At 52.3% G+C, this 13,779-nt stretch carries 9 protein-coding genes and 1 pseudogene; 5 read left to right on the forward strand and 5 right to left on the reverse strand.

Annotated elements, in window-relative coordinates:
* Positions 1–159 precede the first annotated feature (159 nt).
* Together EL645_RS07220 and EL645_RS07225 are read left to right on the forward strand one after the other, a co-directional pair.
* Entirely contained in the window at positions 160–1,248 is a 1,089-nt protein-coding gene (locus tag EL645_RS07220) for a zinc ribbon domain-containing protein (RefSeq protein ID WP_126549391.1), read from the forward strand.
* Positions 1,249–1,594: 346 nt separating this feature from the next.
* Positions 1,595–2,647 (forward strand): hypothetical protein, encoded by a 1,053-nt coding sequence (locus tag EL645_RS07225; protein WP_126549392.1) that lies wholly within the window; start codon positions 1,595–1,597, stop codon positions 2,645–2,647.
* Positions 2,648–2,670: 23 nt separating this feature from the next.
* Here EL645_RS07225 and EL645_RS07230 read toward each other — a convergent pair whose 3' ends face one another.
* Both EL645_RS07230 and EL645_RS07235 read right to left on the reverse strand, forming a co-directional pair.
* Positions 2,671–3,609 (reverse strand): dihydrodipicolinate synthase family protein, encoded by a 939-nt coding sequence (locus EL645_RS07230; RefSeq protein ID WP_161977194.1) that lies wholly within the window; start codon positions 3,607–3,609, stop codon positions 2,671–2,673.
* An 88-nt stretch (positions 3,610–3,697) separates the two neighbouring features.
* A complete protein-coding gene (locus EL645_RS07235; protein WP_126549394.1) occupies positions 3,698–4,600 on the reverse strand; it encodes a DnaJ domain-containing protein in 903 nt (300 codons plus the stop codon).
* Positions 4,601–4,697: 97 nt separating this feature from the next.
* Here EL645_RS07235 and EL645_RS45305 point away from each other — a divergent pair.
* Together EL645_RS45305 and EL645_RS45310 are read left to right on the forward strand one after the other, a co-directional pair.
* Positions 4,698–4,892 (forward strand): annotated as a pseudogene (locus tag EL645_RS45305) (DUF6062 family protein); the annotation flags it as partial.
* Between the two features lie 65 nt (positions 4,893–4,957).
* Complete coding sequence (locus tag EL645_RS45310) at positions 4,958–5,386, forward strand: DUF6062 family protein (RefSeq protein ID WP_371865726.1); 429 nt, start codon at positions 4,958–4,960, stop codon at positions 5,384–5,386.
* A 199-nt stretch (positions 5,387–5,585) separates the two neighbouring features.
* Here the strand turns inward: EL645_RS45310 and gltB are convergent, their stop codons facing one another.
* A complete protein-coding gene (gene gltB, locus EL645_RS07245; protein WP_126549396.1) occupies positions 5,586–10,130 on the reverse strand; it encodes a glutamate synthase large subunit in 4,545 nt (1,514 codons plus the stop codon).
* A 34-nt stretch (positions 10,131–10,164) separates the two neighbouring features.
* On the opposite strand from gltB, the gene EL645_RS39150 reads away from it, so the two are divergent.
* The gene (locus EL645_RS39150; protein ID WP_161977195.1) at positions 10,165–10,332 is read left to right on the forward strand and encodes a hypothetical protein; all 168 of its coding nucleotides are present in this window, start codon (positions 10,165–10,167) and stop codon (positions 10,330–10,332) included.
* A 369-nt stretch (positions 10,333–10,701) separates the two neighbouring features.
* Here EL645_RS39150 and EL645_RS07250 read toward each other — a convergent pair whose 3' ends face one another.
* Positions 10,702–11,616, reverse strand: coding sequence for a serine/threonine protein kinase (locus EL645_RS07250; protein ID WP_126549397.1), 915 nt, complete (start codon positions 11,614–11,616; stop codon positions 10,702–10,704).
* Positions 11,617–11,946: 330 nt separating this feature from the next.
* Complete coding sequence (locus EL645_RS07255) at positions 11,947–13,494, reverse strand: APC family permease (RefSeq protein ID WP_126549398.1); 1,548 nt, start codon at positions 13,492–13,494, stop codon at positions 11,947–11,949.
* Positions 13,495–13,779: the final 285 nt, after the last annotated feature.

The following is a 13,779-nucleotide window of genomic DNA, read 5'->3' on the forward strand; positions in this document are numbered from 1 at the left end:
CGAGTATATGGTCACAAACTGATGATTGTATCACAATCAGGCTCATCCTATGACAAATTTCCTACTGACAATATTTTATTTACTGCCTGGCCTCTTCCTTCGTCATATAGATGAAGTCATCAGGCAGGGTAGTTGTTTGATAAAGAGGTTTACTAGAATATGAGATGCTCACAATGCGGCATGCCGCTATCTCCATCACGCACCAATTGTCCACGCTGTGGAGCAATGGTTGGGAACGGGGGTGTACGCCCATCTGGAAAGATCAGGCTCACCCGAGATCCATCGTCGACTCCGTCCAATCCACTTCCAGCAGGGAATATTAACGCCAGCAATGGCGTTCAATCATCCTGGGGAGCGGTTGCGCCCGCGCATCCTCCATTGGAAACACAGCCCAGCCAGGGAACCTTTCCGGCTCAGGCTGGTCAATTTTCACCTGCATCCCAGGCTGGTCAATTTTCACCTGCATCCGGACCTTATGCATATCCGCCTCATGCTAACGCGCCAATGCCGATGACTACTGGTGCTCAGAATAATATGTATATGCCATCAACGCCGATGCCTGCCGCGCCACCTCCAGCGATGACACCACATGCACCTCGTATGGCGACACCATCATTTATACAACCCCAACCACAGCTAACTCCACGCCGGCAGCCAAAAACACGGTTGGGCTTTACGGTCGCTGGCATGTGCTTGATGGCCGGTGCCCTCATTATGGTCTTTGTTTTCATCATGGCGCAAAGTCTACAATTAGACCCGATGGCTCCCAATAAGGTACAGCTACCGGCTATCCAGCCAGCAAACACGCCTATCGCAACACAGCAGCCAACCCGGTCTCATCCTACAATAACACCAACCGCATTACCCGCCACAGCCACAGCACCGGTCTCGGCCAGTCAGTATGTGGATAATACAAACCTGACCAGCGGCATTAATACGGTCACAGGACAACCGTTGCAGTCCACTCAGAAATTCCGCCTGGGCCAGCCTGTGTATGTGACAATGACCATTCACCAGGTCGCTTATAATGGCGCGATCTGTCTCAACTGGTCCGTGAACAATCACACCTATCCCTATGCCAGTTCAGCATCGCCCGGGGCAGCCACTTATGTGGCACAGACCAGCGCTTATTTCTATTACAAACCAGGGGCTATCGGGCCCGGCTTCGTCGATATCTATTGGGCCAGTTCAACCGCCTGTGCCGACGAAGTATTGGTCACGCACCTCCCATTCACTGTAACAGCCTGAGTAATACATAAAACAGGAAGGAACCATTCATGACGCACTGTCAGTCCTGTGGGGCTCCATTGCAGCCTTCACTTCCATATTGTCAATCCTGTGGGGCTCCATCAGGAACGAACAATAGACAGAGTGGGCAAGGCTTTAATAACGCGCCACAGCACCCTCCTACCGTCATGCCAGGACCCGATATGCCTCAGGGTAATCAAGCTCCTATTCCACCACAGGCATCCCAGAGCAGGCCCCCTTCGGCACTGTTTAAAAAGCCGGGCATCTCGCTCTCTCAACAACCTCCATCCCCCCCGGCGGTAGGCTTCCTTCTCAGCAACCTTCACAATCAGGCCTGCGAAACTATATGCCCTCTACGCAGCAATCTCTCTCTGGCTTTCAGGGCAACACTGTTCCTCCACAACAGCCACAATCTCTCTCTGGCTTTCAGGGCAACACTGTTCCTCCACAACAACAACCACCACCGCAGCCGCCACAATCATGGCCGGGAGTACAAAATAGCAATGTGCCTGGACAACCACAACAGCCACAATCATGGTCGGGTATTCAAAACAGCGGTTTTCCCGTCCAGCAACCGCCGCAGCCATCTTGGTCGGGCATTCAACAACCTCAACCACCACAGCCATCTTGGTCGGGCATTCAAAATAGTGGCTTTCCGGCGCAACCTCAGCCTCCACAGTCGTGGGGCGCTAATGGGGGAGGCGCGCCTGCGTTTCCTATGCAACCGCCAGCATCTACTCCAAATGTGCTGAACCCACCCTATGCTATGCCTGGCGCACCTTTTACGCCGCTACCGATGACACCACAGCCACAGAACTCCTTCGCAGGGTTACAAACGGCCACGCCAGCGCAGCAGCCTGAGCCGATAGCGCAACCACAGGGACGACGCAAAGGCCGTGCCTTGCTCAGCGTATGGCTAACAATTTTTCTCCTCTGCGTGGTCGTAGTTGCTACCGTTGGTGTGGTAGCCTATCAAAAATATGCCAACAATCAGCCATCACAACAGGCATCTTCTTTTGTGCCGGTCCAGGGCCCATCAGGCGCCACCAGCGTGCAGAGAGCCGCGGCGACCATCTTGAACCCTCAAACCGCAAGCCATATCGATGTTAACTATAATCCTGTTTATCCTGGCAAGTCCTTCGGTGCCAGGCAAAAAATATACATCAGCTTCAATATACAAACCAGGACACAGAAGGGCTATATTGAGGTCAAATGGTATAGTGGCAAACAATTGAAGGATACAGATACCTTTTCACACGATCCTGGCAATACCAGTGGCTACTTCAGCACAATATATGATAAGCCCACACAGGGAACCGCCGAACTCTACTGGTGTACCCAGGCCAGTTGTGGCGATGCCCAATTGGCCCAGGTGGTTACCTTTACCGTGACGCCCTAGAACAGAGATCACCTGCGAAGAATCTAACCTTCGTCTTCAGAAACTTCTCTGGCTTTAAGGGGAGTCAGCGTAGAAAGAAGCGCTTGCTGCTCATGTTGCGTCAGGGGCTGAAGTGGTAAGCGTGGGACACCACCATAGCCAACACAATGCTCTAACGCAGCTTTGAGTCCCGCCACACCATATTTAGAGGTCACCGCACTATTGGCGGGAATCAACTGTGCTTGTAGGATGCGGGCCTCCTCGATCTTCTCTTGCTCAAAGAGGGCCTGCAGCCTGCAGACGGTACGCGGGAAGACATTGGCCAGGGCGGCCACGGCGCCGATGGCGCCTCCAACCAGGGCTGGCAGGAGGATATCGGCACTGCCCGCGAAGATACGGAAAGTGGGCTCGGCACGCGCGACCAGTTGCATCAGCTTGACGATATCGCTGGAACTGTCTTTGACGCCAACGATATTGGGATGCTCCGCCAGTGCGCAGATAAGATCAACGCTCAGATTGATACCAGCGGCACTGGAGGGCATATTATAGATCAGGATTGGCAGCGGGCTGGCATCAGCCACGGCCCAATAGTGGGCACGCAGGGCGACATCATCCATGCGGCGTGGATAATAAGAGGGTGGCAGGATCAAGGCAAAGCTAGCTCCATAATGGGCAGCCTGCTCGCAATAAGCGATGGTCTGGCGGGTAGACTGTGCCCCACAGCCAGCAATGAGAGGCAAGGGATTGTCAGCGCTTCTGACCGCAGTCTCATAGCTTGCCGCCAGCAAGCGCGCACGCTCCTCATTATCCAGGTGAACCGCCTCACCATTCGATCCCATCAACACATAGCCCGCCACACCACTGGTCTCCAAACGGCGCAAGTGACGCTGCAAAGTCAACAGGTCCAATTGCTGGTCAGGATCAAAAAAAGTAGGAACCGGGGGATAAATACCACCGGGTAAAATCGTCGCTTGGCCTGGCATAGACATCCTCCTGGTCATTTCTTAAAGGCAATGGTAAAAAGAAATAGTTTGGGCTCTGAGCGCATTATAGCATGGCTGTCTCTGCCCGCTAATGACCACCCAGGGCCACCAGAGCGATCAGAATGATGATGCCCAGGAAGACACTTATCCAGAGCGCACGCATAAGCAGCGCCTTCTGAGAGGCCTTGTGTCTCAATTCAGAGACACGCTGATCTTCTGCCGGCGACCAGCGGGCCGTGCCACAGTAGGGACAAAGAGGAAAGAGTTCATATGGTGGACAGAGGCCACCGAGTTCGGGATGTTTGCCTGGACCATAAGAATAAGAGCCAATTTCATAGCGGATCTGTTCGCTCTCAAAGACTGCGCGACAGTGCACACAGCGCAGTAGCAGGAATTCCGACCAATCCAGTGCCTGACAATTAGGACAATAGCGGGGCTGTGACTGACTTTGCCAGCGATGATGGCAACGATGGCAAAAATACTTTCCCTCTTGCGCTTTAGGGGCGATGCCGCGCAACAGGCCCTCCAATGCCAGGCTGCGAGCGTCGGCGGGCGCGAGTGTATAATCAATATCGACCAGATTTATTTTGGCCGCTTTGTCAACCGTCAAAGTTGGAAAGGCATAGTGCCGCTGACGATCACGTCTGGCATCTGGAGTCACATCAACATTAGCCGCTTTTCTGCCAGCGGTGCGTACAGTCGTCTCTGGTCGGGGAACATCAGAGAATCGCGAAGAGGACACATGGCTGCGACCTCCCTGGCCATCCAGCAGATGCTCTGAACGCCGGGCATCATACTGCTTACGCGTCACAGGATCATTCAACGTCTGGTATGCTTCCAGAATCTGACCCATGCGCTCATTGGCGTCCACACCATCATATACATCAGGATGATATTGGAGCGCCTTTTTCTTGAAAGCAGCTTTGATCGTACTCGGAGATGCATCTGATGCCACACCGAGCAACGCATAATAATCAGTAAAAGTATTCATTGACCAATCGTGCTATGGGGTACTCAAGCTAGTAATTTTTTGTAAAACAAGGTATCTTCTAGTACATAGACGAATAACATATCAAAAGGTTGTACACATGGTAAAAACACGAGAGTATCAAGCGTTGCTAAGCACCTGTAGCCAGGAAGGCTGTCTCATTTGTAATCTGGTCCATGAGAGCATCCGCCGCTACCTGGATGCCTGGAAATATGAACTTTTCACTGATGTGGATATTCGACAAGAACTACGCAATACGCAAGGCTTCTGTCATACGCATACCTGGCAACTGGCGCGCATGGGGCCACACTACCCATTGCCCAGGCTTACCGCGATATTCTCTCTGATACCATTGATCAACTGCAACAGAACACCGCGCAAGCAGGCTCGGGCGGCCTCTTCCGCCGCCTCTTCGAAAACAAGAACGACTCCAATAATAAACCTAACTGTCCTGCCTGCAAACAAAAAAGCCAGGCCGAAGAGCGCTACATCCACAGCCTGCGCCAGGCCCTCCTTGATGATGAATTTCTGGCAGCCCTCTCGCAATCCACAGGACTCTGCCTGGACCACTTCAAGCTAGCCAGCGAACTGCGCACAACTGAAGTAGCAGGCAACTGGCCTCAACGCCTGCGCCAGGCCGAACTCACCTGTTTAAAACGCCTGGACGAAGAACTGGCCGAACTAATCCGCAAACACGACTACCGTTTCAAAGAAGAAGAACGTGGCAGCGAGATGCACGCATGGAAACGCGCCGCCGGCCTCGTCGCCGGAGAAGACATCATCTCCTAAGTTTATTATTCTGAGATGACATCATCTCCCAAGTTTATTATTCTGAGCTGGCGTAAAAAGATGGTGCCGGGCACCATCTTTTTACGCCAGCTCAGAATAATAAACTTGGTGCGGGTGCGTCAGCACACGCACACCACCAAAAAAGGGAAAAGCAACATCGCTTTCCCCTTCCAAGATCACAAGCAGAATGTATTGAATATTAGTGAGAAGCACTCACCAACCCATCATAATCACCAGCACCGACAAAATCACGGGCCGTAGTAGTCGCACCCGCGGGTAAGATACGCCAGAACTTACTGCTAACCTGATCCCAGTTCTCCAGGATCTCTTCAGCATATTTACTGCGTGTCTTACGAGCATGCAACTCAACCATACTACGCAACGCCTCAAGTTCACCACTATCATCGATACGGTCAAGTCCAACCATCTCGGTATTGCAGCGGCGCACAAAGTGATCTTCACGGTCCAGTACATAAGCCACACCAGCCGACATACCAGCGCCAAAGTTCTGCCCGGTTTCACCCAGGACAACTACCATACCGCCGGTCATATATTCACAGGCATGATCACCTACACCCTCGACAACGGCGACAGCGCCACTATTGCGTACCGCGAAGCGCTCGCCCGCGCGGCCAGCCGCAAAGAGGTAGCCAGCGGTAGCACCATACAGGGCTGTGTTACCGAGAATGATGTTCTCCTGTGAGGCAAAAGTGGACTCGGTCGGCGGCACAATAATAATCTGCCCCCCACCCATACTCTTGCCGACATAGTCGTTGGCATCACCGCTCAGGATCAAACGCATGCCGTTAAGATTGAAGGCGCCAAAGCTCTGGCCGGCGGAGCCAGTAAAGTTACAAGTAATACTGACGCCGGGCAGGCCTGCATTGCCATACCGTCGCGCCACTTCACCCGCCAGGCTAGCCCCAATCGAGCGATCATAGTTATTGATCTCATACTGGGTAATAATACTCCGCTCACCACTTAACGCTGGCTCGGCATCGATCAACAACTGCTCGGCCACATGGGACTGAGGTACCGTCGTTTGTGCGGCAGGATCAGAGATGACCGGTAATGAAGTCAACAATGGGGCCACATCCAGGTCACAATCAACCTTACCTTCGAGCAGATCCGCCCGCCCGATAATATCCTCTAACCGTGTGAAGCCCAGTTCAGCCAGGAACTCACGGACCTCTTCAGCTACCTGGGTCAGGTAGTTGATCAAGAATTGTGGACGACCAGTAAATTTGGCTCGCAGATCTTCGCGCTGCGTAGCAATACCAGCCGGACAAGTATTTAAGTGACACTGGCGCGCCATATCACAGCCCAGCGAGACCAGGGCTGCGGTACCAAAGCCAAATTCTTCAGCACCCAGTAAGGCGCCAATGATTACGTCACGGCCAGTCTTAAAACCACCATCCACACGGAGTTTTACCCGTTTGCGCAGGCCATTTTTCACCAGGACCTGCTGGGCCTCGGCCAGTCCACGCTCCCATGGCATACCAACATGCTTGATCGATTGAATCGGGGAGGCACCGGTGCCGCCGTCGTGTCCACTGATCAACACATAATTAGCATGGCCCTTGGCAACGCCGGCTGCAATCGTGCCAACGCCAGCCGCTGAAACCAGCTTGACGCCCACACGCGCCGTTGGGTTGACCTGGTGCAGGTCATAGATTAACTGGGCAATATCTTCGATACTATAAATGTCGTGATGTGGTGGTGGCGAGATCAGTTGTACACCGGGAGCCGTATGACGCAGCTTGGCAATAAATGGCGTTACCTTGAATGGGGGTAACTGACCACCCTCGCCCGGCTTCGAGCCCTGAGCCATCTTAATCTCCAGCTCTTCAGCTCGCACCAGGTACTCAGGTGTCACGCCGAAACGCGCCGAAGCTACCTGCTTAATCTTACTGCTAACCGCATAGCCCTCAATGGTCTTATGGTACCACTCAGGGTCCTCACCACCTTCACCAGTATTGTTGCGGGCACCAATGCTATTCATCGCCGCCGCAATCGTCTGGTGGGTCTCAGGACTGAGCGCACCCACAGACATCGCGGAGATGACAAAGCGGGCACGAATAGATTCCATCGACTCCACCTGATCCAGTGGAATTGGATTGCGGGGTACGAAGCTCAACAGGTCACGCAACACGGTCGCCGGGCGATGATACACCATGGAGGTGAACTGCTTATAATCTTCCTTCGCGCCAGACTGGGCCGCCTTCTGTAAGGCACGCACAATCAGAGGATTGAAGGCATGATATTCAGCATCACGGCGGAAGCGATAGCGGCCCAGATCGGCCAGTTTACGCTTTTTAAGGTTGGCTGGACTGCTTGCATCAGGAGCTGCCTGTGCCTGCTGCAGTTCTTCAGCCTGCTTGATCAACTGCTCAGCGACCAGTTGATAGGTAATCTTACCGGTGTGGAAGGTCGAACCAGCAAAGCAGCGCTCAACGAATTCTCGGGTCAGACCCAGCACCTCGAATTGTCCTGCACCGATGATATTGCGCAGGGTTGAGATGCCCATACGCGCCATAATCTTACACAGGCCCTCTTCGATAACATGGATATAGCGCTCAACCGCCAGTTCGCGGCTCACATGCTCCAGGCGGCGATCACCAGCCAGGGCACGCACACTCTCCAGAGCCAGAGTCGGTACGATAGCTTCAGCGCCATAACCCAGCACCAATGCGATCTGGTGTACATCACAGACCTTACCAGTCTCACAGATCAAGGAGGCGCTGGAACGCAAGCCTTTGTCAATCAAAGCCCGATGCACAGCACCAATGGCAATTACCATTGGTATAGGCAGACGGGTCAGGGATGCATCACTATCACTTAAGATGATCAATGTAACACCATCATGGATAGCGGCGATCGCCTCTTCTTCCAGACGATCCAGGGCTTTTTCTACGCCATCGTGGCCATCCGTGATATCAAAGGTCGTCAACAGGGTACGGGAGCGGAACTGCTTATCTTCCAGGCCACGCAGTGTCTCCAATTGTGCCTCGGTCAAAACTGGCGAAGACAAATGGATCAGGTGCGCATGCTCAGGTGTCTCTGTCAGAAGACTACCGCGTCGACCAATATAGGTATCCAGAGACATCACTACGCGCTCGCGCAACGGATCAATCGGAGGATTGGTTACCTGGGCAAAACGCTGACGGAAGTAGTCTGAGAAGGAGCGCTGCTGGTGGGAGAGCACCGCCAGAGGTGCATCATCACCCATACTCCATGTCGGCTCTTTATTTTCCGACAGGATCGGGCGCAGGACCATCTCGACATCCTCATGTGTATACCCGAAGATCTGTTGACGTACGAACACATCACTAATTTCAGGTACTTCGACCGACTCTTCCACGCTAACCGGAGGTAACTGGGCCAGGGCCACACGATGGCTCTCCAGCCACTGCTGATAAGGCTGACGCTGGGCCAGAGCCTCTTTAATATCATGGTCGCGTAAGAAGACCTGGTGCTCTAAATCAACAGCGATCATTTCGCCGGGTCCCAGGCGACCCTTTTCTATAATGTCCTGTGGCTCAACTGAGACCACACCAACCTCAGAAGCAACGATCAGCAAGCCCTGGGCCGTCAACACATAGCGGGCAGGACGCAAACCATTCCGATCCAGTGCAGCACCAACCGTGCGGCCATCGGTGAAGACCAGAGCAGCAGGACCATCCCATGGCTCAATCAGGCCAGCATGATACTCACACCAGGCACGCCGGGCAGCATCTAATTCTTCGTCATGCTCCCAGGCAGGTGGGACCAGCATCTGCATGCTCTGTAATAAATCGCGGCCAGAGGCGGCCAGAAACTCCAGCGCATTATCCAACTGAGCAGAATCGCTGCTCCCAGGCTGGACAACTGGCAGCAGATCTTGCATCTGCTCATTCCAATAAGGAGAGGTCATCGATCCTTCGCGCGCCTTCATCCAATTGCGATTACCCTGAATAGTATTGATCTCACCATTGTGGGCCAGTAAACGCATTGGTTGAGCCAGCGGCCAGGCCGGAAATGTATTGGTGCTATAGCGCTGATGGAAGACGGCCAGAGCGCTGGTAAAGCGAGGATCAGCCAGGTCTTGATAGAAGTTTGCCAGATCATCGGGTGCCAATAGCCCTTTGTGAACGAGAATGGTATGTGAAAGTGAGGCAATGTAGCAATCTGTAATCTCAGCCTCAGTAAGTTTGCTCTCGATCAAACGCCGGGCGTGGTAAAGGGTCTTCCCATATGTCTCAGAATTAACATGGGCCGGGCACGAGATCAGCACTTGCGCTATTTCAGGCGCAATCTCCCTGGCACGTGCACCAAGGATATCATAATTTACTGGAGGGTTGCGCCAACCTAGAATGATCAGACCAGCCTCCTGGAGAACCTGTTCAATGATCTGGCGGCACTGCTGCGCATGGACACTGCCCTTTGGAGGTAGAAAAACCATGCCGACTCCCAGATCAGCAGGGTTGGCGACCGTGAGCTGCTGCTTCTCAAGTTCCTCAATAAGCAATGCTCTAGGAATTTGTGTTAGAATGCCAGCGCCATCATATACTTCTGCTTCTGCGTCCTGTGCACCGCGATGAGTCAGGCGCGCTAACGCTTCGAGGGCTTGTTGGACAAGAGTATGGTTAGCCTCACCGGAAACGTGCGCTAAAAAACCCGTGCCGCAGGCGTCGTGTTCCCAGCGGCTATCATAAAGCGGATACATTTGACACGCAGATTCGATGGCTTCATGCTTGTGCGTCATGCATTGCTCTCCCAATTAAAGACTATCTTGCTCAATGCTTAGAGGCACCTGCGCCGGAGCCGAAGAGTTCGACGAACTGTCATTGGCCGCCGAAATCATTTTCACTGTTTCGGGTATTCGCAAGAGGGACATCGGTCATGAATTCAGGCATATGGAGCACGCCAGTCGCGACATTGAGATGGAAGAGCGTCATAGCTCTTAGGGAAAAGGTAAATTATCACTTGTGGAGAGAGTATAGCATACAGATAAGCATCCAAACAAGCTTTGTATATGTAGAAAGTGCCTATACTGTTCCTTGCAGGATAGTATATTTTCGACTCCTTTTTTTTAGATACGGGGGAAAGCAACACATAAAATTATATTTTAGCTGTGCCGTGCGGTAATAGTAGGCTGAGCAGTCTCCTCGGTCGAAAGAGCTTAAAAAAGAAATACCGCCCCATTTTCGGGACTGACGCTTCCTGTTTTTGGCAATTCCTAAGCGCCAGTCCCTGGTTTGAACGTAGCCGAGACTACCAATCAGGTCTGTATAGTTTCTACATAGAAGCATAGTTAGTTTTGTTGCATGTTTAACTTAATGAGGCGTGTTATGGACTAATTGCGCGGCCACGCCAATCGCTATTACGACCAGCGCCAGGGCGATAATGACCAGGGCCGCCATAATCACCTGTTGCCGCCAGGTACTTTGTTTTGGTGACTCAGGTTCATAAGGGATCGGCACCACTTCATTTAAATTCTGCAGGGCATGCCACATATCCTGCATCGATTTATAACGCTTATCGGCATCGCGTCGAATAGCCTTCATAACGACTGTAGCCAGTTCAGGAGACAGGTCAGGCTGGGAATTGAGGATAGAGGGAGGATCTTGCGTCGCATGCTGATTCATGACAGCAAACACATTTTCACCCTCAAATGGAGGATGTCCACAGAGCATCTCATACAGGATGACGCCGACCGCGTAGACATCGGCACTGGCAGTACCACGCTCACCACGAATCTGTTCAGGGGACATATAATCTGGCGTACCCACGGTTCCGGTCAGGCCACGCCAGGTGACGCGACGCGCCCCTTCCAGCAAGGCTACACCAAAATCAATCAATTTAATCGAGCCATCATTCTGAACCATAATATTTTCAGGTTTGATATCCCGATGAAACACACCATGCTCATGGCAATATACCAGAGCATCACAGATCTGGAGCGTCAAACGCATCGCTTCGGCCGCTGGCAAGGGCTTGCCATCGCGTTCCTCTAAAACTTCACGCAGCGTGCGCCCCTCAATATACTCCATTACCAGGTATTCTTCGCTGCGCTTCTCGCCAGTATTGAGCATACGCTGCACATGGGGATGATTGATACGGTTACCAATTTCAGCTTCACGCTTATAGCGCTCAAAGACCCCTACATTGCCAATCAAATCATCATTGGGGAACTTCAACACAACTGTCTGCTGATTATTGAGATCGCAGGCCAGATACACGCGACTCATCCCCCATGACCCAGCATGCGGATTATCTCATAATGATCGACTCGCGCCCCTGGTGTATACGCTAATGGCATAAGTTCTACACAATCTTCTTGGCTTTTCAGCTCATTTGTTTGAACGGCATGTCACAGTCAGACCAGTTGCCCCTTGCTGCCTCAAGTATAGCACAAGAGGCAAAGGAACACCAAGGACATTCTCTCCACGTTTTTTGGCTTCAAGAGGTTATTATGCTGGAGACAACAAGAGGCCCCTGTCAGGTACGCGAGTAACAGCAGGGGCCTCCTGGTTGAAGGAGAAAACGTTGGGCGATAGAGAGAACGGAAAAGGGATTTTTTATTCGCCCACAGCGCCCACCGGTAGATCAGTACTGGTATTGATGGCTTCCTTATAATCTTCGGGATGTAGGATCGGTATACCTTTCGTCAACTTCCGAATATAGAGGAAACCAAATCCAACTACCAGCCAGGCAATTGAGACAACACCAGCGATGATCACGTTGCGCTGGGCATCTGAATTGCCCACGATGGCAAAGTAGATGACACCAATCAGCATAGCGATGTTCAACACAGCGCCACCGATAGGAGCGATCAAGGTACCAAAGATGCCACGTTTGGCAATACCGGCGAAGGCGATCAAACAAACGATACAGGTCAGACCGTAGAGGATAAATGTGCCGATGTTTGAGATGAGGGCCACCTGTACAAGGTTATTACTGCTGAGCACGCCATAGGAGCCAATTAGGGCTGAAATCACGGTCAGTACGATAACACCCACATGCGGGGTACGGAAGCGGCCATGCAAGAAGCCGAAGACGGCTGGCAGCTCGGTGTCTTTACCCATCGCATAAGTGACACGCACACCAGTGTTAAGACAGGAGAGCGCCGTTCCTACCAGGGCAATCACAACGGACACGGCCAGAATAGCCGCGAAGGCGGTTCCGTAGGCCGACCCACCAAAGATCTGAGCCAGATCACCAATTGGAGCAATCGAGCCAGCTGCGGCATCAAACCCAACTAGCTTACCAGATTTGTAGAAGTCGCCCATTACAAAGTTGGCGGCGAAGTATTCGAAGAAGTAGAAGACTACTGCTTGAATGATCAGGGATAGCAAGACACCTCGTGGTACGTCACGCTGTGGATTTTTTGCCTCGGCCGCCAGTGCCGTCGCAGACTCAAAGCCAACTACGAGCAGGATAGCAATGGTCGATTGATAGATAAAGCCATTGGCATCATGAGGGATAAGGACACTGCCAACGTTGGCATGGGTATAGTGCAGGGCTGGATGCTGCAGGCGGAAAACGATGGCGACAATCGAGAAGACTAATAGCGCCAGGATCTGAATAACGTTGATAACGATATTGGCAACGGTCGATCCAGTTACGCCAATATATGCGATGGCGCCGACCACAATCGAGAACAGGACACAGATTGTGATCAACTGGACGGGTGTACCGAAGCCTGGCACAAAAAATCCAATGATATAGGCAATTACGCTACCCATGAAGGCAACCATGACGCCCGGGTAAACCCAATAATAAAGGTGTGAGGCCCAGCCTACCAGGAATTTACTAAGACGAGCAAACCTAAAATAGCGATGTTCTTCTTTATGCAATACAGCTACTTCAGCGAAGTAATAAGAACTACCCGTTCCTGCTTCAGGATAGCGCCTGGCCAGGGCGGCATAGGCCATCGCGGTTAACAACGCAATAACAGTTGCCACAAATACGGCAGACCACATACTGGTCGCACCAGTACCAGCTTGAGATTGGAAAGTAGTCCAGAGAAAGGCGCCAGGAGCGATAAGCGCCATCGCATTGATAGTTACACCGGTGAGTCCTAAAGTAGGTTTCATTCCGGTGTCGGTTGCGGCTTGAGCTGCCATGTAGTTCTCCTTGTTCGGTGTTATCTCTCACTCAAGATCAGGCCTACCAATGTGTCAGTACAAGTAGTACACACAACTGGTTGGCAGCATGGCATCATTACCACATGACAGAGCCTGCATGGCTACGGTCAGAGAGAGGAGGGCAGCCGTTGCCCCGCTCACGATTCTCTCACCCTGAGTACAGATAAGCGTTTTGAAGACAGAGAGGTTGTCTTCATTTGCTTGAGCGATATGGTTAAAACTACTAATAAGAGAAGTATACGGAGTGCCGGGTTGATTGATAAC

It is taken from the genome of Dictyobacter kobayashii (assembly GCF_003967555.1).
Taxonomy (GTDB): Bacteria; Chloroflexota; Ktedonobacteria; order Ktedonobacterales; family Ktedonobacteraceae; genus Dictyobacter; species Dictyobacter kobayashii.